This window comes from Amycolatopsis sp. TRM77291, assembly GCF_054166285.1.
The window spans coordinates 454,742-474,791 of the sequence record NZ_JBSZHF010000001.1 but is presented as its reverse complement, the minus strand read 5'-3'; the positions used below and the strand labels follow the sequence as shown (position 1 = coordinate 474,791).

The 20,050-nt window shown below is 69.8% G+C and carries 21 protein-coding genes; 9 read left to right on the top strand and 12 right to left on the bottom strand.

What is annotated here, in order from left to right; all coding sequences use genetic code 11:
- Nucleotides 1-68 precede the first annotated feature (68 nt).
- The 10 genes from ACXIZN_RS02210 to ACXIZN_RS02165 form a co-directional block, all read right to left on the bottom strand.
- Nucleotides 69-887, bottom strand: a complete 819-nt coding sequence (locus tag ACXIZN_RS02210) for a CPBP family intramembrane glutamic endopeptidase (protein WP_457952272.1) — start codon at nt 885-887, stop codon at nt 69-71.
- 58 nt (nt 888-945) lie between these two features.
- Entirely contained in the window at nt 946-1,695 is a 750-nt protein-coding gene (locus ACXIZN_RS02205) for a CPBP family intramembrane glutamic endopeptidase (protein WP_457960438.1), read from the bottom strand.
- 208 nt (nt 1,696-1,903) lie between these two features.
- The gene (locus ACXIZN_RS02200) at nt 1,904-2,977 is read right to left on the bottom strand and encodes an amidohydrolase family protein (RefSeq protein WP_457952270.1); all 1,074 of its coding nucleotides are present in this window, start codon (nt 2,975-2,977) and stop codon (nt 1,904-1,906) included.
- Between the two features lie 3 nt (nt 2,978-2,980).
- Nucleotides 2,981-4,522, bottom strand: a complete 1,542-nt coding sequence (gene ffh, locus ACXIZN_RS02195) for a signal recognition particle protein (protein ID WP_457952268.1) — start codon at nt 4,520-4,522, stop codon at nt 2,981-2,983.
- A 590-nt stretch (nt 4,523-5,112) separates the two neighbouring features.
- Nucleotides 5,113-5,970, bottom strand: a complete 858-nt coding sequence (ku, locus tag ACXIZN_RS02190) for a non-homologous end joining protein Ku (protein ID WP_457952266.1) — start codon at nt 5,968-5,970, stop codon at nt 5,113-5,115.
- Between the two features lie 50 nt (nt 5,971-6,020).
- Nucleotides 6,021-6,413 (bottom strand): hypothetical protein, encoded by a 393-nt coding sequence (locus ACXIZN_RS02185; RefSeq protein ID WP_126733419.1) that lies wholly within the window; start codon nt 6,411-6,413, stop codon nt 6,021-6,023.
- Between the two features lie 92 nt (nt 6,414-6,505).
- Nucleotides 6,506-7,348, bottom strand: coding sequence for an EamA family transporter (locus ACXIZN_RS02180; RefSeq protein WP_457952265.1), 843 nt, complete (start codon nt 7,346-7,348; stop codon nt 6,506-6,508).
- A 36-nt stretch (nt 7,349-7,384) separates the two neighbouring features.
- The gene (locus ACXIZN_RS02175) at nt 7,385-9,700 is read right to left on the bottom strand and encodes a [protein-PII] uridylyltransferase (RefSeq protein ID WP_457952263.1); all 2,316 of its coding nucleotides are present in this window, start codon (nt 9,698-9,700) and stop codon (nt 7,385-7,387) included.
- A 9-nt stretch (nt 9,701-9,709) separates the two neighbouring features.
- Entirely contained in the window at nt 9,710-10,048 is a 339-nt protein-coding gene (locus ACXIZN_RS02170) for a P-II family nitrogen regulator (protein ID WP_020630602.1), read from the bottom strand.
- Entirely contained in the window at nt 10,045-11,439 is a 1,395-nt protein-coding gene (locus tag ACXIZN_RS02165) for an ammonium transporter (RefSeq protein ID WP_457952262.1), read from the bottom strand. Before ACXIZN_RS02165 ends, ACXIZN_RS02170 begins: the two co-directional genes overlap by 4 nt.
- Before the next feature lie 175 nt (nt 11,440-11,614).
- Between ACXIZN_RS02165 and ACXIZN_RS02160 the strand changes: the two genes are divergently transcribed.
- From ACXIZN_RS02160 to ACXIZN_RS02140, 5 genes are all read left to right on the top strand, one after another.
- The gene (locus ACXIZN_RS02160) at nt 11,615-12,475 is read left to right on the top strand and encodes a putative RNA methyltransferase (protein ID WP_457952261.1); all 861 of its coding nucleotides are present in this window, start codon (nt 11,615-11,617) and stop codon (nt 12,473-12,475) included.
- Nucleotides 12,475-13,089, top strand: coding sequence for a (2Fe-2S)-binding protein (locus tag ACXIZN_RS02155; protein WP_457952259.1), 615 nt, complete (start codon nt 12,475-12,477; stop codon nt 13,087-13,089). The genes ACXIZN_RS02160 and ACXIZN_RS02155 overlap by 1 nt, the downstream gene beginning before the upstream one ends.
- Before the next feature lie 70 nt (nt 13,090-13,159).
- Entirely contained in the window at nt 13,160-14,449 is a 1,290-nt protein-coding gene (locus ACXIZN_RS02150) for an O-acetylhomoserine aminocarboxypropyltransferase/cysteine synthase family protein (RefSeq protein ID WP_457952257.1), read from the top strand.
- On the top strand, nt 14,446-14,922 hold the full coding sequence (locus ACXIZN_RS02145) for a CoA-binding protein (protein WP_457952255.1): 477 nt from the start codon (nt 14,446-14,448) through the stop codon (nt 14,920-14,922). The genes ACXIZN_RS02150 and ACXIZN_RS02145 overlap by 4 nt, the downstream gene beginning before the upstream one ends.
- Nucleotides 14,923-14,956: 34 nt before the next feature.
- A complete protein-coding gene (locus tag ACXIZN_RS02140) occupies nt 14,957-15,133 on the top strand; it encodes a hypothetical protein (RefSeq protein ID WP_457952253.1) in 177 nt (58 codons plus the stop codon).
- Nucleotides 15,134-15,200: 67 nt separating this feature from the next.
- Here ACXIZN_RS02140 and alc read toward each other — a convergent pair whose 3' ends face one another.
- Nucleotides 15,201-16,217, bottom strand: a complete 1,017-nt coding sequence (gene alc / locus ACXIZN_RS02135; protein ID WP_457952252.1) for an allantoicase — start codon at nt 16,215-16,217, stop codon at nt 15,201-15,203.
- A gap of 1 nt (nt 16,218) precedes the next feature.
- Nucleotides 16,219-17,547: an allantoinase AllB gene (allB, locus tag ACXIZN_RS02130; protein WP_457952250.1), complete on the bottom strand. Its 1,329-nt coding sequence runs from the start codon at nt 17,545-17,547 to the stop codon at nt 16,219-16,221.
- 104 nt (nt 17,548-17,651) lie between these two features.
- Between allB and ACXIZN_RS02125 the strand changes: the two genes are divergently transcribed.
- From ACXIZN_RS02125 to pucL, 4 genes are read left to right on the top strand one after another with little or no spacing between them, the layout of a single operon-like run.
- Nucleotides 17,652-18,128 carry a helix-turn-helix domain-containing protein gene (locus ACXIZN_RS02125; protein WP_457952249.1) on the top strand — a complete coding sequence of 159 codons (477 nt, stop codon included), beginning with the start codon at nt 17,652-17,654 and terminating at the stop codon, nt 18,126-18,128.
- A gap of 58 nt (nt 18,129-18,186) precedes the next feature.
- Nucleotides 18,187-18,678 carry a 2-oxo-4-hydroxy-4-carboxy-5-ureidoimidazoline decarboxylase gene (uraD, locus tag ACXIZN_RS02120; RefSeq protein ID WP_457952248.1) on the top strand — a complete coding sequence of 164 codons (492 nt, stop codon included), beginning with the start codon at nt 18,187-18,189 and terminating at the stop codon, nt 18,676-18,678.
- Nucleotides 18,675-18,992, top strand: a complete 318-nt coding sequence (uraH, locus tag ACXIZN_RS02115; protein ID WP_034310857.1) for a hydroxyisourate hydrolase — start codon at nt 18,675-18,677, stop codon at nt 18,990-18,992. Before uraD ends, uraH begins: the two co-directional genes overlap by 4 nt.
- A gap of 6 nt (nt 18,993-18,998) precedes the next feature.
- Nucleotides 18,999-19,877 carry a factor-independent urate hydroxylase gene (pucL, locus tag ACXIZN_RS02110; protein WP_034310855.1) on the top strand — a complete coding sequence of 293 codons (879 nt, stop codon included), beginning with the start codon at nt 18,999-19,001 and terminating at the stop codon, nt 19,875-19,877.
- The last annotated feature ends 173 nt before the right edge of the window (nt 19,878-20,050 follow it).

The following is a 20,050-nucleotide window of genomic DNA, read 5'->3' as shown; positions in this document are numbered from 1 at the left end:
GCTCGGGCGCGGTGAGAGGGTCCGGCCAAAGCAGGCAAGCGTACATTCTGCCAGACGCCGATCGGCCGTCAGAACGCGGCTATCCCGAGCGAGGCCAGCAGGATCGTCACGGCCGGGAGGAAATTGTTCACCTGGTGGGCGACCACGCTGCCGAGCAGCCGTCCGGTGAACACCCTGGCCAGCCCGATCGGGATCGCGATCACCAGCAGCAACGTGGTGCGCAGCGGTTCGAGGTGGCTCGCCGCGAAAACGGCCGTGGAGACCAGGAACGCCGCGATCCTCCCCCAGCGTTCGGTGCGCCACGTCAGCCGTTCCACCGCGCCCCAGAGGAGACCGCGGTAGATGATCTCCTCGCAGATCGGCCCGACCAGCCACAGGTAGATGAACATGACGACGGCCGCCGAGATCGACATCCGCCGGTCCTCCACGAGCGCGCTGATCGCCGAGGTCGCGTTCTCGTTGCCGACGACCTGCGTCCAGACGTAGGCGGCGAGCGAGGTCAACCCGAGCCCGAGCAGGCCGAGTTTGAGCCCGACCTTGACGTCGGCCCAGCTCCAGCCGATCCGCAGGTCGGTGAAGGGCCCGTTGCCGCGCAGGCGGGTGATCAGCAGCGCGACCCCGGCGGCGATCATCGTCGGCACCATGGTGCCCAGCAGCACCATGCGCATCGGCAGTGGCTGACCGGGCTGGACGTCGCCGAGCAGGACGCTGATGAACGCCGCCGACGCCAGCAGGACGGCTTCCACCAGGAGGAAGGCCCCGAATCCCCAGCGATGCGGCGGTGGCGTGTCGGGCGCGGCCACCTCACCTCCGGCAATGACTTCTTCGGTCAGCTCATCCGGCGGCGCGGCCTCGGGGATCGGCTCCCTGGGCTGAGATACGGTCACGCCGATCCCTCCGGTGATCGTTCGGTTACTCAAAGACTCTAGCCGCCTGGACCGGCGATCACCTCGCCGCGAAGAGCAATACAGCCGGTGGGAGGTTGTTGGCCGCGTGCGCGATCACGGACGCGCTCACCCGGCCGGAGAGATAGCGGGCGAGACCGATGGCGATGCCCTGGCCGAACAACGCGATCGTGCGCGCGGCCTCGCCGTGCAACTGGGCGAACACCAGCGCGGTGACCAGCAGGATCACCCACGAGGGCAGGCGATGGAAGCCCATGGCGTTCCACAGCGTGCCGCGGAAGAGCAGTTCTTCGGTGACCGGAGCGGCGAGGACGACGATGACCGCGGCCAGTACGAGCCAGAGCGTGTCGCCCTCGGTGGTGCCCGAAAGCTCGGTGATCGGGCCGGGCGAGACGTCGGAGAAGGTCCGGTCGTCGCTGTCGGTCCCGTAGACGGCGAGCAGGAGCAGGTTGAGGAGGTAGCCGGCGGCGAGCGCGGCGGCCCCGCAGGCGAGCCCGATGCGGACGTCTCGCCAGGTGGGTTCGAGCCCGAAGTCCGTGCGAAGTCCTTGGCCCCACACGCGAGAGCCGACCGCCGGACCGAGTCCGAGCACGAGGGTGGGCAGGAACGCGAGGATCAGCAGCGGGCCGACGTCACGGAGTTCGAGCGGGTCGTAACCGCCGAAGCGGCCTGACATCAGGAAGCTCATGACGAGCGTGACGAGGTGGTATCCGGCGATGCCCGCGAAGAACGCTACGAAACCCCAGTGCGCTCCGAGCACCAAACGCTCGCGAGCCTGCCCGTCGTCCACCACGCCTCCACGCTAGGCCGTGTCCTGTGAGTCTTGTTCGATGGGCTTCGTGATCCAGGTGGCTCCTGGCGGTGCGGGCGATTCGGCCTCGTACCGGGTTGTACTCGGTCGGATCGCCCGTGCCGCCAGGGGCCGCTTGGGCGCGGAGACCGCGAACAAGGCTCACAGGACACGGCCCGGTGCCGCTCCGGTCACCGGTGGAGTCGGGTCAGGCGTAGATCTTGCCACGCAGGACGATGTGGCTCGGATGGCGGAGTACCGCGAGATCCTCACGCGGGTCGGACGGGTAGACGAGCAGATCGGCCGAGGCGCCGTCGACGATTCCCGGCACGCCGAGCCAATCGCGGGCGGCCCACGATGCCGAAGCCAACGCCTGCTCCGCGGACATGCCCGCCTTGTGCAGCGCCTCGATCTCGTCGACGAGCCTGCCGTGCTCGACCATGCCGCCCGCGTCGCTTCCCGCGTACACCTGCACACCCGCCTCGATCGCCGTCGAGACCATCTCCCCCACGCCGGCGTGCAACGCCCGCATGTGGTCGGCGTACACCGGGTACTTGCCCGCCTTGTCCGCGATACCGGGGAAGTTCTCGATGTTGATCAGCGTCGGCACGAGCGCGATCCCGCGTTCCGCTAGGACGTCCAGCTGGTCCCCCGAGAGTTCCGTGCCGTGTTCGAGGCAGTCGATCCCCGCGTCGATCAGGCCGGGCAACGCGGCCTGGCCGAACACGTGCGCCGTCACCTTGGCGCCCTCGGCGTGCGCGACGGCGATGGCCTCGGCGAGGACGTCGTCGGGCCAGAGCGGCGCGAGATCGCCGGCGCCCCGGTCGATCCAGTCGCCGACGAGTTTGACCCAGCCGTCACCGTCACGCGCTTGCTCGGCGACCGCCTTCGGCAGTTCGGAAGGGTCTTCGAGTTCGATGCCGAGGCCGGGGATGTAGCGCTTGCGCAGGGCGAGATGCCGTCCGGCGCGGATGATCCGCGGCAGGTCGGCCCGCTCCTGCAACGGCCGGACGTCGATCGGCAGCCCGCAGTCGCGGATCAGCAGCGTCCCGGCGTCGCGATCGGTGATCGCCTGTTCGGCAGCCTCTTCCAGCGTGGTCGGGCCGCCGACGCCGATCCCGGGGTGACAGTGCGCGTCGACCAGCCCGGGGACCAGAAAGCCTTCCCGGACCACGGTTTCCGCTCCGGCGACCGGTTCGGTGGTGATCCGGCCGCCGGTGACCCACAGCTCGCGATGCTCGCCGTCCGGCAGGACGACGCCGGCCAGGTGCAGCGCCTCCACGGGCTACTTGTCCTTCGGCAGCTTGAACTTCTTCGGATCGAACCCGGGTACGTCGTTCATGCCGCCGAGCTGGGAGAGGTCGGGCATGCCAGGTCCCCCAGGCATCCCGCCGCCCGGGGGCAGCATCGGCATGCCGCCGGGGAAGCCGCCGCGGACCTTGGGCTGCGTCGGGCCGCGCCCCTTGCCCTTCTTCCCCTTCTTGCCCTTGCGGTTCTTGCTGCCGCCGCCTCCGCCGCCGAAGCCGAAGCGGCCCGCCATCTGCGCCATCATCTTGCGCGCTTCGAAGAACCGGTTGACCAGGTCGTTGACGTCGCGGACGGCGACGCCGGAGCCCTTCGAGATCCGGACCCGGCGCGAGGCGTTGATGATCTTCGGGTCGGCCCGCTCGGCGGGGGTCATGCCGCGGATGATCGCCTGAAGCTTGTCGAGCTGCTTGTCGTCGACCTGCGCGAGCTGGTCCTTCATCTGCCCGGCGCCGGGCAGCATGCCGAGCAGGTTGCCGATCGGGCCCATCTTGCGGACCGCGAGCATCTGCTCGAGGAAGTCTTCGAGGGTGAGCTGGCCGCTGCCGAGCTTGGCGGCGGTCTGCTCGGCCTTCTCCTGGTCGAAATGCTGCTCGGCCTGCTCGATGAGGCTGAGCACGTCGCCCATGCCGAGGATCCGGCTGGCCATCCGGTCCGGGTGGAAGAGGTCGAAGTCCTCGAGCTTCTCACCGTTGGAGGCGAACAGGATCGGCTGGCCGGTGACCTGGCGGACCGACAGCGCGGCACCACCGCGGGCGTCACCGTCGAGCTTCGTGAGCACGACACCGGTGAAGCCGACGCCGTCGCGGAACGCCTCGGCCGTGGTGACCGCGTCCTGACCGATCATCGCGTCGACGACGAACAGCGTCTCGTCCGGCGAGACGGCGTCGCGGATGTCCGCGGCCTGCTTCATCAGCTCTTCGTCGACGCCGAGACGGCCGGCGGTGTCGACCAGGACGATGTCGTGCTGGGCGCGCTTGGCCTCGTCGATGGCGCGGCGGGCGACGTCGACCGGGTCACCGACGCCGTTGCCGGGCTCGGGCGCGAAGACCGCGACACCGGCCCGCTCACCGACGACCTGCAGCTGCGTGACCGCGTTGGGGCGCTGGAGGTCGCACGCGACCAGCATCGGCGCGTGGCCCTGCTTCTTCAGCCACATCGCGAGCTTGCCCGCGAGTGTCGTCTTACCGGCACCCTGCAGACCCGCGAGCATGATGACCGTCGGCGGGTTCTTCGCGAACGTGAGCCGCCTGGTCTCGCCGCCGAGGATGGTGACGAGTTCCTCGTTGACGATCTTGATGACCTGCTGCGCCGGGTTCAGCGCGCCGTGCACCTCGGCGCCCTTGGCGCGCTCCTTGATCCGGGCGATGAAGTCCTTGACCACCGACAGCGCGACATCCGCCTCGAGCAGCGCGATACGGATCTCGCGCGCGGTGGCGTCGATGTCGGCGTCGGAGAGCCTGCCCTTGCGAGACAGGGTCTGCAGGGCGGACGTGAGCCGATCGGAGAGGGTGTCGAACACGGGTGTGCACGCTCCAGCTGGGTCGTTGTGGCTCGCCGGTACCAACCGGCGGCTTCCCAGGGTAGTCGGTGTCCGAGGTCAGCGTTTGACGCGGTTGCGCACGGCCAGCAGGGTCAGGCCGGGCAGCAGCGGCCCGAGGACCCGCGCAAGACCTCTCCGAGCGACGTAGACCAAGGTATCCCCGAAGGGCGGGCGTGGTCTTGAAACCGCCTAGCCACATGCTCGTGCCTACGACGGCTATGAGGACTCCAGGGTCGTGAGGGCTCTGAGGGCGCGAAGGCCGTAGCCGGAGACGGGCCAGTACAGCTGGAGGATGACGCGCTCGGACCACGGGTAGCGCACGAACACAAAACAGGGCTCCGGGACCGGTCGCCCCTCGCAGACCGGTACCGGAGCCCCTACGGAAGGCTCGCCTCCCCGCGAGCCGACCGTAAGCACACTTGGCGAGCTTCGCGGGACTCGGTATCGCCGGACCCCCAGTACCAGGCGATTCGCTGCCCGCGCTCTCTCCGCGCGATGACATAACCATGCCCGGTCACCCTGGGGTCACGGCAGCGTGAAGACCCCCAACTCCCCCTGAGTAGATCTACTCAACTGGTCTTGGCCGACGACGCCGACGACGCCGACGACGCAGCCCGCTTCGCCCGCGTCCGCGCCTCGCGCGCCTTGTCCGCCGCCTCCTGGGCTTTCTCGACCGGTCCCTGCTGCAATGCCGCCAGCAGCCGCGTCACGCCTTCGGACTGTTCGGCGGCGGTCGGCCGCAGGACGTCGTCGCCGTCCAGTTTGGCCTGGATGAGCGCTTCGAGCGCCTCACGGTAGTGATCGGTGTACCTGCCGGGGTCGAAATCGCGGGTGAGGTCTTCGATCAGCGAAACCGCGTTCCGCAGTTCCCCGCGCCGCAGGTCGACGTCCTCGTGCAGGAACGGGAAGTCGGGCCGCCGGATCTCGTCGGGCCACAGCATCGTCTCGAGCAGGATCACCTGGTCCCGCACGCGCAGCGCGCCCAGCGTTTCGCGCTGCCGCAAGGTCACCTTCACGATCGCGATCCGCCCGGACTGCTGCAGCGCCTCGCTCAACAGCACGTACGGCTTGGTGCCCGCCGGCTCCGGCTCGAGGAAGTAACTGCGCGCGAAGTACATCGGGTCGACCTGTTCGGCGGGGGTGAAGCCGACGACGTCCATCGACTGGGTGGTCGGCGGGAGCAGCGACGCGAAATCCCCGGAGGTCAGCAGGACGACGTCGCCGTTGGGGACGGGATACCCCTTGGCGATCTCGGCCGCGGGCACCTCGGCGCCGTCGACCTCGCAGACCCACTTCACGCGCACCCTGCCGCCGTCGGGTTCGTGCACCTGGTGGAGGGGGACGTTGTGCTCTTCGGTCGCGCTGTACGCCTTCACCGGAATGGCGTAGGTCCCGAATCCGATCGTGCCTTTCCACACCGCTCGCATGGCCCACCTCCGCCTGGTCAGCGTATCCACGCGCCGAAGGGGCGGGACAGCTACAAACGGGTGTCAGGGGCGACCGATTCGCTCACACATTCGAATGACGGGCGGGATTCGGCGAGTGCCTCCGCCGAACAGTCGACAGCGGTGGCCGCCGCACGGAGTACTTCGGCGACCACCTCGACGTCGACCATCGGAGCGGTGGCCAGCGCGCCTTCGCCGCCCCCTTCGACCCGTCCCGCCATGCCTTCGAGCGCGATGGCCAGCGCCTGCTGCCCCGCGACGAGGTGCCGGACCACCTTGAGCAGTTCGGGCACGGTCGCGGCGGGGCCGGACGCGGTGAGGGAGACGGCGAGGTCGTCCGCGCACGCACGGAGATGGGAGGCCACGACCGTCGGCGGAAGCGTGATCCGCTGCGGTCCGGGCGAGTCCTGCTCGTGGTCGAGCACGTGCTCACCGCCCCTCCGGCTCCTTCGGGTCTCGACCGCGCACATCCTGCCACCGCTACCCTCCGCGACTCGCGCGACACCCCGGTCCCGGGTCAGCCGTAACCGAGCAGGACCACCGCGCCCGCCGCCAGGACCAACCCCGCGGATCGCACGGGTCCCGGCCGCTCACGGAGTGCCACGATGCCGAGGACGACCGGCACGACCGGATAGAACGACGCCAGCACTACCGCGATCGTGGTCAGTCCCTGGCGCGTGGCGAGGAGATACAGGACCAGAGACAACGCGGCGAAGCAGCCGTTCGCCGCCGAGCCGACGGCGAAGCGCCACGGCAGCCGCGCACCGTTCCCCCTCCGGACGACGATCGGGAGGATCGCCGAAGTCGCCGCCAGCCTGCTCGCCACGACCGGCCAGAGACCGGCTTCCGGTGCCGCCTGCGCCAGCGCGAGATACTGGACGGCGAATCCGGCGCTGGCGATCAGCGCGTCCCGGACCGCGGGCTTCGTGCTTTCCGCGTCGCCCGCGCCGGAACGCGAAACGGCCCCCAGCGCGAGGATCGCCAGCCCGATCCCGGCGAATCCCGGCACCGAGGGGCGCTCGCCCAGCAGGGTCACGCCGATGAGCACGGGCAATGTCACGCTGCCCACCGCGCTGATCGGCACCACGATGCTCATCGCCCCGCCGATCAGACCGCGGTAGAGGAAGACCATGCCGACGGCCGTGCCGAAGCCGGAGGCCGCGCCCCATACGAGATCCGGCGTCGACGGATCCGCCGGCGTGAGCAGCAACACGGCACCGAGCATGAACACGAAACCGCCCGCCTGGCCGGCGAACGCGACGGCGGCGAAGTCGGCCCGCCGGGCCAGGAGCCCGCCCGCGAAGTCGACGAATCCGTAACAGAGGGCGGATCCCAGCGCGAGCAGAGTGGGATCGGGCATGGATTGGCTTACCCGGGGCCGGGCGTCGGCAAACGATCAAGTCGCGGCGGCCAGCAGCGCGGCTTCGATCTTCGACCGCCACTCCCGGTCGACGCGGCCCGCCCGCGGCGCGACGGCGAACGAGTCGACGACCGCGCCACCGAGCGTGGCCACCTTCGCCCACCGCACCTCGGCCTCGCACCGGCGCAACGCGCCCGCGACCCGGTACAGCAGCCCGATCCGGTTCGCGGCCCGTAGTTCGACCACGACCGTGTCGTGCCCGCTGGTCTCGTCGTCGAACCAGATCACCTTCGCTCCCGCGGACGGCGTCTCCCCTCCGCCGTAGTCCCGTTCCTTCGCCGCGAGCCGCTGGGTGAGCGGCAGCGTCCCGGCCACCGCCCGCGCGAACTGCTCACGCAACAGGGTGACGTCGGGAAGCGAGCCGAACTTCGGCGACGCCGTGAACACACCCGCCCGTCCCCCGTCGTGCCCGCGCAGCACAGCCGCGTGGACCTCGAGCGAGTTCAGCGCGAGCACGCCGGCCGCGGGCGCCAGCAGTTCCGCGCGGGCCGGGACCGCCAGCACCACGGTCACGACCTTGCCCGCGGCGGTGATGCGCACCTCGCCACGGCCGGACGCGACGGCCTCGGCGACGAGTTCCCGCTGTTCGGCACCCATCGGCTCAGGCGGCACGAAACCCTTGCCGTGCAACGCTTCCTCGCAACCGGACACGAGTTCGGCGAGCAGGCGCGCCTTCCAGTCGGTCCACACACCCGGCCCGGTGGCCAGGGAATCCGCCGTCGTCAGGGCGTGCAGCAGTTCCAGCAGGACGAGGTTCTCGTCGAGCGTCTTCGTCACCCGCTGGATCGTGGCGGGATCGCTGATGTCCCGCCGCGTCGCGGTGTGCGGCAGCAGCAGGTGATGCCGGACCATCGCCGACACCAGTGCCGCGTCCGCCTCCGGCAGCCCGAGCCTTGCCGCCACCTGGGCGCTGATCTTCGCGCCGAGTTCGGAATGGTCCGCGTCGCGGCCCTTGCCGATGTCGTGCAGCAGCGCGCCGATCAGCAGCAGATCCGGCCGTGAAACGGTGGTCGTCAGTTTCGACGCCTCGACCGCGGCCCGCACGAGATGCCGGTCGACGGTCCAGGAATGCACCGGCGACCTCGGCGGGAGATCCCGCACCGCCCCCCATTCGGGGAACAGGCGCGCCCACAGGCCGGTACGGTCCAGCGCCTCCACTGCGTCGACGAGTCCCTCGCCCGCGCCGAGCAGTTCCACCAGCGCCTTGAGGGCGTCGGCGGGCCAGGGCGCGCGCAGTTCCGGCGCGGTTTCCGCGAGTGCCCGCAGCGTCCCGTGCGCGATGGGTTTCCGGATCCGCGCCGACGCCGCGGCCACCCGCAGCAGCAGGGCCGGATCCTTGGCGGGCACCGCGTCCCGCGCCAGGGCGACCTCGTTCCCGTGCAGGACGACACCCTCGTCGAGCGGCGTCCGTGCCGGCCGCCGCCCGAACCGCGCCTTGGGCGGTTCCACAGTGGACCGGAGCGCCACGTCCACCGCGTACGCGATCGTCCGGCCGACACCGGAAAGCTTGCGCGCCAAGGTGAACCGGTCGCCGAACCCGAGCTCGCCCGCCACCGTCTCGGCCTCCGGCGCGCTGAGGATGTCCCGCTCCCGTCGGAGTTCCCGGCGCAGTTCGGTCCGGACGTCGAGCAGCAGGCTCTTCGCCGCCAGCAGTTCCTCGCCGGGTCTCGCCGTCAGCTGTGCCGCCGCAAGCGCTTCCAGGACGGCGAAGTCGCGAAGCCCGCCCCGGCCGTGCTTGAGATCCGGCTCGGCGGACTGCGCGATCTCGCCACTGCGGGCCCAGCGCTGACGCACCGCGTCCGACAGTTCGTCCATCCGCTTCCGGGCGGTCCGCCGCCACTGGTCCCGCGCCGCGGCCGCCAGCCTGGCGGTGATCTCGGCGTCCCCGGCGATGTGGCGCATGTCGAGCAGCCCCATCGCGGTCCGCAGATCCTCGGACGCCACCTTCAGCGCCTCACCCGGAGTGCGCACCGAGTGGTCCAAGCCGATCTTGGCGTCCCACAACGGGTACCAGATGGCGTCGGCGATCTCGCCGACCTGCGAATTCCCGTTGTGCAGCAACAAAAGATCGAGGTCGGAGAAGGGCACCAGCTCGCTGCGCCCCAGGCCGCCGACGGCGGCCAGCGCGACACCGGGTTCAGCGGTGTCGACGCCGGCCGCCGAAGCGCCCTTGCCCAACCAGAATTCGTAGAGGTCGACCAGGGCCGCCCGCAACGCGGACGCCCCCAGCCTTCCGTGCCTGCCCTCGAGCAACCGCTCGGTGGCCTTGACCAGTTCACCCCCGTCGGCCATCCGTGACGCCTATAGGGCGTCCGAGCCGCGTTCGCCGGTGCGTACCCGGATGACCGTCTCCACCGGCGTCACCCAGATCTTGCCGTCACCGATCTTGCCGGTGTGCGCGGCGGTGGTGATCGCGTCGAGCACCTTCTCGACGTTGGAATCGTCGGTGACGACCTCGACCCTCAGCTTCGCCACGAAGTCCACGGAGTACTCGGCACCCCGGTAGACCTCGGTGTGGCCCTTCTGCCTGCCGTAGCCCTGCACCTCGCTGACCGTCATGCCGAGCACGCCCAGCTGCTCCAGCGCGGAGCGGACGTCGTCGAGCGTGAACGGCTTCACGATCGCGGTGATCAGCTTCATGCCTTGCTCTCCTCGAGTTTCGTGGCCGCGTTTCCGGAGGACGCCTTGACCGGGATGGAGCTCGGCTGGCCGAGGCCGCCGCCCGAACCGGTGAAGTCGTACGCGCTCTCCGCGTGCTGGGCCTCATCGATACCACTGACCTCGTCCTCCGCGCTGACGCGGAACCCGCCGAGCTTCTTGATCACCCAGCCGATGACGAAGGTCAGCACGAACGAGTAGCCGAGGACGACGGCCGCCGCGAGCGCCTGCTTGCCGAGCTGGCCGAGGCCGCCGCCGTAGAACAGGCCGTCGACGCCGAGCGAGTTGACGCTGGTGGTGCCGAAGAAACCGATGAGCAGCGTGCCGACGAGACCACCCACGAGGTGGACACCGACGACGTCGAGGGAGTCGTCGAAACCGAAGCGGAACTTGAGGCTGATCGCCAGCGCGCACAGGGCACCGGCGATGAGGCCGATGGCGATGGCACCCAGCGGGCTGACGAAACCGGCCGCCGGGGTGATCGCGACGAGACCCGCGACGGCGCCGGACGCGGCACCGAGGGTGGTCGGCTTGCCGACCTTGATCTGCTCGACGATCAGCCAGCCGAGGATGGCGGCGGCGGTCGCGACGGTGGTGTTGGTGAACGCGACGGCGGCGAGGTCGTTGGCGGCCAGCGACGAACCGGCGTTGAAGCCGTACCAGCCGAACCACAGCAGCGCGGCGCCCAAGAGCACGAACGGGACGTTGTGCGGGCGTCCGGTGCCCTTCGGCCAGCCCTTGCGCTTGCCGAGCACGATCGCCAGCGCCAGGCCCGCCGCACCGGCGTTGATGTGGACGGCGGTACCGCCGGCGAAGTCGAGCGCCTTGAGCTGGTTGGCGATCCAGCCGCCGACCGAATCCGCGCCGATGAAGCCGTTGAACGAGAACACCCAGTGCGCCACCGGGAAGTACACGATCGTCACCCACACCGCGACGAACAGCGTCCAGCCCCAGAACTTGGCGCGGTCGGCGATGGCACCGGAGATCAGCGCGGGCGTGATGATCGCGAACATCAGCTGGAACATCACGAAGGCGAACAGCGGCAACGCGTCCGCGCCGGGCCAGGCGACCTCGGGCGCGGTGTCGGTGGCGGCGGTCGCGAACCCGGCGAGTTTGCCGGAGATGTCCGTGAGACCGGCGAAGTCGAAGTTACCGAGCAATCCTCCGCCGATGTCGTTGCCGAACGCCATCGTGAAGCCGTACAGCGTCCAGAGGACACCGACTACGGCGAGCGCGATGAAGTTCATCATCAACATGTTCAGGACGCTCTTCGCGCGGACCATGCCGCCGTAGAAGAACGCCAGTCCCGGTGTCATGAGCATGACCAGCGCGGCGCTGATCAACACCCATGCGGTGTCTCCTGCGTTCAGCACAATCTTCCTCCCGTGCCTGGGGTGTACTGCGCAGGAATCTTTGGACCGCGGTGTTTCCTCGGGCGGCGATTCAGGTTTCACCCGCGTGAACTGTCGGTGCGGCGTTGTTACGGCCAGGTTTCCGCTGACCTGGTGCGTTCTGTCCGGTTGCGAAACCTCGTGGTCGAATAGGCCCATGAACGCGCGTGTTTCCGGCCATGACCCCCTGCCACCGGCGATCGTCCGGTCCTTGCGGTGTTCGGTCTGCGGTGACCCGGTCGGGCTAACCGAGCGCACGGTGCGTTGCGACCGGGGCCACTCGTTCGACGTAGCGAAGCAGGGTTACGTCAATCTTCTGCATGCGCGCATCCCGGCCGGCACGGCGGACACCGCGCCGATGGTCGCGGCCCGCGTCGACCTCCTTTCTTCCGGTGCTTACCTGCCTCTCGCCGACGCCCTCGCGAAGGTGGCTTCGGATCACGTGGAGAACGGGATGGTCATCGACGCCGGGGCGGGCACGGGGTACTACCTCGCGCACGTGCTCGACGCCGTCCCCGCCGCCTATGGACTGGCGCTCGACGTCTCCGCCGTCGCCCTGCGCCGGGCCGCTCGCGCGCACGCGCGCGCGGGCGCGGCCGTGTGGAATCTGTGGGAACCCTGGCCGGTGGCGGATTCGAGCGCGTCGCTGATCCTCAACGTCTTCGCGCCCCGCAACGCCCCGCAGTTCCACCGCGTCCTGACCGCGGACGGGCTGCTGGTCGTCGCGACGCCGAACCCGGGACACCTCCGGGAATTGGGCGATCTGGTGATCTCCGTCGACGGCGGCAAGGACGCGCGGCTGGAGGACACCCTCGGCGAACGCTTCACCCGGGTGGAGCGGCACGACGTCACACAGGGGGTGACGCTGGCGCCTGCCCGGATCCGCCAGGTGGTCGAGATGGGGCCGAGCGCGCACCACCTGCACCGTGATGGCCGCCGTGAACGCCTCGACGCGATCACCGCGCCGATGGACGTCACCACCTCGTTCAGCGTCACGCTGTACCGGCCGGTGCCCTGATGGAGGCACCCGCGACCCTGCTCGCCGACGCCGCCTGGGTCGGCGCCCGCATCGGCGGCGCCGCGAAACTCTACGGCTGCTCACGGCCCGAAGTGCTCGGCACGATCTGGTGGTACTCGCTGTCTTCCGTCCTCGTCGCGCCCTCCGTCGAGTCGCTCGTACGTGGTGAGCCGCTGGACCCGTCGCTCGACGCCGTCACGATCGACCTCGTCCCGGACGGCCGTTTCACCGGTGCCCGGTCGTCACGGCGCCTCGACGGCGGCCTCGCCGAACTCGGTGCCGCGTTCGCCGGGACGCTGGGCACGGCGATCGGCACGATCTCGGCCGTCACGGGGGCGAATCCGCGCGCGCTGGGCGCGATCGCGACGGATTCGATCGGCAACCGCCTGTTGTGGACCGGGGACACCGCGCGAGCGATCGAACTTGCGGGGCCGCTCGTGGCCGCGATCGGGCTCGGGATGCCGGAACCGCGGTTCTCCCGGATCGGGCGGAACACCGTGGTACGCCGGGCTTCCTGCTGCCTGATCTACGAAGCGGGCAACCCGAAGTGCACCAGCTGCCCGCGGCAGACCCCGGAGGAACGGGACCGGCGGCTGCGCGCCGCGCTCGGGTAACGCGCGACGACGGTAGCCACGGGCTGGGAACGATGGTCACGGAGTGGGACGCGAGGTAGCGTCGGGCGCGATGAGTGAACGCACCTGGGGCTTCCGCACCCGCGCCCTGCACGCGGGCGGGACGCCCGACCCGGCGACCGGCGCCCGCGCCGTGCCCATCTACCAGACCACGAGCTTCGTCTTCGAGGACGCGGCCGACGCGGCGAACCTGTTCGCCCTGCAGAAGTACGGCAACATCTACAGCCGCATCGGCAATCCGACGGTCGCGGCCTTCGAGGAGCGGCTGGCCAGTCTCGAAGGCGCGATCGGCGGGGTCGCGACCAGCAGCGGCCAGGCCGCGGAGTTCCTGACCTTCTCCGCCCTCGCGGAGGCCGGCGATCACATCGTGTCGGCGGGCGGGCTCTACGGCGGGACGGTCACGCAACTCACCGGGACGCTGCGCCGCTTCGGTATCGAGACCACCTTCGTCGACGGAGACCGCATCGAGGACTACGCGGCCGCCGTCACCGACCGGACGAAACTCATCTTCACCGAGGTCATCGGCAATCCCGGCGGCGGGATCGCCGACATCGCCGGGCTGGCCGAGCTCGCTCACGCGCACGACATCCCGCTGGTCGTCGACGCCACGCTGGCGACGCCGTACCTGTGCCGTCCGATCGAGCACGGCGCGGACATCGTGCTGCATTCGGCCACGAAGTTCCTCGGCGGGCACGGGACCACGCTGGGCGGCGTGGTCGTCGAGTCCGGGAAGTTCGACTGGGGCAACGGGAAGTTCCCGCGGATGACCGAGACCGTCGAGAGCTACGGCGGCCTGAAGTACTGGGAGAACTTCGGCGAGTACGCGTTCTGCACCCGGCTCCGAGCCGAGCAGTTGCGCGACATCGGCGCGGTCCTCTCACCGCACTCGGCCTTCCTCCTGCTGCAAGGGGTCGAGACACTGCCGCAGCGGATGGACGCCCACGTCGCCAACGCGCGAGCCGTCGCGGAGTACCTCGCGAACGACAACCGGGTGGCCTGGGTGAACTACGCGGGCCTGCCGGACCATCCCCATCACGACCGCGCGAAGAAGTACCTGCCCGACGGGCCGGGCGCCGTGTTCTCCTTCGGTGTCGACGGCGGCCGCGCGGCCGGGGAGAGGTTCGTGAACTCCGTCGAGCTGCTGTCGCATCTGGCGAACGTCGGGGACGCGCGGACGCTGGTCATCCATCCGGCGTCCACCACCCACCAGCAGCTCTCCGAAGACCAGTTGCGCGCGGCGGGCGTGGGAGCGGATCTGATCCGCCTGTCGGTCGGGCTGGAGGACGTCGACGACATCCTGTGGGATCTCGATCAGGCACTCGGCAAGGCGGTGGCGGGATGACCTACGACGTCGGCGCGGTCGAACGCCGCCGCATCCTTTCGCGCACGAGGTCGGTGACCATCGTCGGCGCCTCGAACAACCCGGCGCGGCCCAGCTACTTCGTCGCGACGTACCTGCTCTCCTCCAGCAAGTACGAGGTCGACTTCGTGAACCCGCGGCTGGACGAGCTCCTCGGGCGGCCGGTCTACCCGACGCTGGCCGACGTGCCCGGCGAGGCCGACCTGGTCAGCGTGTTCCGCAAGCACGACGACCTCCCCGGCGTCGCCGAGGAGGTCGTCGAGGCCAAGGCGCGCACGCTCTGGCTGCAGCTGGGCCTGTGGCACGAGCCCGTCGCCGACCTCGCCAAGGAGGCGGGGCTGGACGTGGTGATGAACCGCTGCGTGAAGATCGAGCACGCCCGGTTCGCCGGCGGGCTCCACCTCGCCGGGTTCGACACCGGCGTGATCAGCTCCCGTCGCCAGCCCGCCCCCTGACCAGCGCGACCGCCGCCCGTGAGAGGGTGGCGGCATGGCCAAACCGACGCCGCTGCAGATCAGGAACATCGTCATGGCGGTGCTCATGGTGGGTGCCCTGGTGTGGAACCTGTCCATCGGCGGCGCATGGTGGCTCACCGCGATCTTCTCGATCGGCACCGTTCTCTCGTTGTTCTCCGCGTACCTGAACCGGCCCGGCGCTCAGCGCTGAGCCGCATTTCGTCCTCTAAACGCGGTAGTTCTCGATGCCGATCACCGCATTCAGAGGACGAAATGCGTCAGGAGCGCGCCGCCTCGAAACGCGAAGTGAGATCCGCGCGGCCTCGCTCGGAAAGCGCCCCGAAGAGTCGTAGTCGTGCCATCCCGCCGTCGGGATAGATGTCGAGACGGACCTCGGTCACCTCAGGCCCCTCGGCGAGTGCGAACCGGTGCCGCGTGTCGGGCTGCAACCGCGTCTTCGGCAGCAGTTCGGCCCATTCGCCGTCGCCGTCCCGGCCGCTCAGCGCCGCCCAGCCCGGCGCGTTGCCCTTGAGGTTGCTGTTGTCCAGTTCGGCGAACCGCACGACGCCCGCGCCGGCGAGGCGCACGGTGACCCAGTCGTTCCCGTCGTCCCGGCGCCGCGCGGTCTCCCAGCCCTCGGCCTGATGCGCGGCGAGGCCCGGCGAGAAGAGGTTGTTGGGCGAGGAATAGAACATGTCGCTGCAGCCGGTGACCACCGCGCCGTTCTCCAGCGCGGCGAGGTCGAGCGCGCCGAGGTCGAGCAGCCGCGGGTCCGGGATCGGCGTGCCGTGCACCCGCAGCCGGGCCACCCCGCCGTCGGGATGCATGGTCAGCCGGACGTGCGTGTAGCGCTTGCTCCCGCCGATCTCGAAGAAATTCTCCGTGTGCCCCGCCGCCGCGCCGCGTTTCACCAGCACGTCCCAGTCCGCTTCGGACAATTCGGCGGCGTTGGGATAGCCGTCGACGGCGCACGCTTCGACCGAGACGAACGGCGGGTAGTTGCCCTTGAAGAACGCGGTGTCCACGATGACGCCCGTGATCGCGCCCGCCAGGCCGAGCCGGATCACCGCCTGATCGTCGCCGGGCTCGCGGTGCCGCCGGGTCTCCCAGCCGTCGTAGACCTGCCCCTTGGGGCCGAAGGTCTCCGCCCGATGCGCGGGAACCCAGGGATTGACCAGGTTCTCCTTCTCGGCGAACAACTCGTCCGTCGCCCACATCACGGTCCCGCCGAACCTGCGCGAGGCCAGATCGGGCAGGGCTGTCCACTCAGGACGGTCGTTCACGGCATCCTCCATCTCAGCAGTCTCCCCGGGTCAGCAGAACGCCTGCCGGGTCTTCACCGGTGATCTCCTCGCCTCGCAACCACGTGCTCCGGACGACACCGGCGAGCGGCCGTCCGTGGTAGGCGCTGACCGGGTTGCGGTGCTTCAATTTCGCGACGTCGACGACGAACGCCTCGTCGGGGGCGAACACGCTGAAGTCGGCGTCGTAGCCGGCCGCGAGATGTCCCTTGCGCCTCATCCCCGCCTGTGCGGCCGGATGTTCGGCCATCCAGCGGACGACGTCGGTGAGCGCGAACCCGCGCTGCCGCGCCTGCGTCCAGACGGCGGGCAGGCCGAGCTGCAACCCGGCGATCCCGCCCCAGGCGAGCCCGAAATCGCCGCTGTCGAAGCGTTTCAGCTCGGGCGTGCACGGCGAATGGTCGGTCACCACGCAGTCGATGACGCCGTCCGCGAGGCCCTTCCACAGCAGTTCGCGGTTCCCGGCTTCGCGGATCGGCGGGCAGCATTTGAACTGCGTGGCGCCGTCGCCGATCTCCTCCGCGGTGAAGCTCAGGTAGTGCGGGCAGGTCTCGGCGGTCAGCCGCACGCCGTCGCGCCGCGCGCTCTCGATCATCGGCAGGGCGTCCGAAGAGGACAGATGCAGGATGTGCGCGCGGACGCCGGTCTTCCTGGCCAGCTCGATGACCTGCGCGATCGCCACGTTCTCCGCGCCGCGCGGCCGCGAGTGCAGGAAGTCCTCGTACTTCTCGCCGTGCGGATCGGGCGCATGGTCGATCGCGTCGGAGTCCTCCGCGTGCACGATGATCATGCCGTCGAAGGTCCGCAGTTCGGTCATCGCCTCTTCAAGGCCGCGCGCGTCCAGCGGCGGGAACTCGTCGACCCCGGAATGCAGCAGGAAGGACTTGAAGCCGAACACTCCGGCCTCGTGAAGGCCGCGCAGGTCCGCGAGGTTGCCGGGGATCGCGCCACCCCAGAAACCGACGTCGACGTGCACGCGACCCTCGGCGGTCTTGCGCTTCACCTCCAGCGACGCGACGTCGACCGTCGGCGGCAGGCTGTTCAGCGGCATGTCCACGATCGTGGTGACGCCGCCCGCCGCGGCCGCGCGGGTCGCCGAAGCGAATCCCTCCCATTCGGTGCGGCCAGGGTCGTTGACGTGCACATGCGTGTCCACGAGTCCCGGCAGCAGGACGACGTCCTCACCGAGTTCGAGCACCCGCTCGCCGGTCAGATCGGCTCCGGCGGGCTCCACCGCGACGATGCGGCCCCCGTCGACACCGACGGTCGCGGGTACCTCGCCGGCGGCCGTCACCGCCCGGGCGGCCTTGATCACCAAGTCCATCTAAAGCCTCCAACTTCCACTTAGTGGAATCGAGGTTTCGCACTCCGACATTAACTCCGGCCACCCTGCTCGTCAACGAGGCCGGGCGGCGCTACCTTCGCTGGGTGCAGTTAGAAGCCGAGTTCACCAGCGAACCGTTCCACGGCGAGGGTCCGCCACCCGAACACGCCGTCAAAGCCCGCGACACCGCGGAGGACGCGGGCCTGTCCGCCGATTTCGGCCCGCTCGGCACCCTCGTCCGCGGCGACGCCGACGCCCTGCTCGACGCGCTCCCCGCCATCGCCAGGGCGGCGCTGAACGGCGGCGCCACCCGCGTGACCCTCCAGCTCCGGCAGGTCGGCGACGAAACGAGCGAGCCCGCCGTCGAACTGCACAGCGCGCTGGCCCGGCTCATCGGCGACGTCGAACGCGAACTCGGCGGCAAACTCGACACCCTCGACCGCGCCGCCAAGCAGCGCGCGGTGCGGCTGCTCAAGGAACGCGGCGCGTTCAGGCTCCGCAAGTCGGTGTCGACCGTCGCGGAGGCACTGGGGGTCACGAGGTTCACGGTCTACAACTACCTCAACCGGGACCAAGACTGAAGAGCTGTTTCAACAAAATGTTGACGGCGGCGGAATCGTCGCCGTACCGTCGGTTCCCGTGCCGCTCACCATTCGAGAGTTCAACGAGGCTCCCGCACAGGACGTCCGGCCGGCGCTGACCGCCTGCCTCGACGTCCCGCGCTGGGTGGAGACCCTGCTGGCCAGGCGCCCGTACGCCGATCTCGCCGCGCTGCTCGCCGCGGCCGGGGCGCTCACCCCGTTGCGCCCCGAAGAGGTCCGGCGCGCCATGGCCGCCCATCCCCGGATCGGGGAGAAGGCGGGCGGGAAGAGCACCGAAGCGGGCTGGTCGCGCTCGGAACAGTCCGGTGTGGACGGTGACGCTGCACGCGAGTTCGCCGCGGCCAACGCCGAGTACGAAGCGACGTTCGGGCATGTCTTCCTGGTCTGCGCGAGCGGCCGGAGCGGCGCCGAGCTGCTGGAGAACCTCCGTTCGAGGCTTTCGAACGACCCCGAAAAGGAACTCGAAGTGGCCGGTCAAGAGCTGGCCAGGATCGCCGCGCTGCGGCTGGAAAAGGCGGTGACGGCATGAGCCTCGTAACCACGCACATCCTCGACACCGCCGCGGGACGGCCGGCGGCAGGCGTCGGGGTCCGGCTCGAAACCGGCGCGGGCGAACCCGTCGCCGAAGGGCGGACCGACGCCGACGGCCGGATCCGCGACCTCGGCCCGGACACCCTGGAACCCGGGGTCTACCGGCTGGTCTTCGACACCGGCGCCCACCTCGGCCCGGACTCCTTCTTCCCCGAAGTCACCCTGACCTTCCGCATCGCCGACGGGACCGAGCACCACCACGTGCCGTTGCTGCTGAGCCCGTTCGCCTATTCCACCTATCGAGGGAGCTGATCGCCCGTGGCCATCACCCTGGGCCCCAACCAGTACGGCAAGGCCGAAGTCCGGCTCGTCACCGTCCAGCGCGAAGGCACCGTCCACCACCTCAAGGACCTCACCGTTTCGACGTCGCTTCGCGGCGACCTCGCGGCCACGCATCTCACCGGCGACAACGCCGACGTCGTCGCGACCGACACCCAGAAGAACACCGTCTACGCCTTCGCCAAGGAAGCCCCGGTCGGCGAGATCGAGGACTTCGCGCTGCGGCTGGGACGCCATTTCGTCGGCTCGTTCGAGCACATCACCGGCGCCCGGATCCTGATCGACGAACACGGCTGGAACCGCATCTCCGGCCACGACCACGCGTTCTCCCAGGCGGGCAGCGAAAAGCGGACGACCGCCGTGACCGTGCAGGGCGACCAGGCCTGGGTGGTGTCCGGTTTGGACGATCTCGTGGTGCTCAAGTCGACCGGCTCGGAGTTCCACGGCTTCCCGCGCGACGAGTACACGACGCTGGCCGAGACGAACGACCGGATCCTCGCGACCGCCGTGACCGCGCGCTGGCGCTACCAGGGCGACGGGATCGACTGGGCCACGAGCCACGCGGAGGTCCGGCGGATCCTGCTGGAGACCTTCGCGGACAAGCACAGCCTCTCCCTGCAGCAGACGCTGTACGCCATGGGAGAGGCTGTGCTCAAGGAACGCGAAGAGGTCGCCGAAGTCCGGCTCTCACTGCCGAACAAGCACCACTTCCTGGTCGACCTGTCACCGTTCGGGCTGAAGAACGACAACGAGGTCTTCTACGCCGCCGACCGTCCGTACGGCCTGATCGAGGGTGTGGTCCTCCGCGACGACGCCGAGGATCCGGGCCTGGCCTGGCACACCCTCGCCGCCTTCTAGGGCACCGGCCACGTCGCGAAAGCCACTTTCGGGACGTCTGGCGTCTCGAAAGTGGCTTTCGCNGCCTGATCGAGGGTGTGGTCCTCCGCGACGACGCCGAGGATCCGGGCCTGGCCTGGCACACCCTCGCCGCCTTCTAGGGCACCGGCCACGTCGCGAAAGCCACTTTCGGG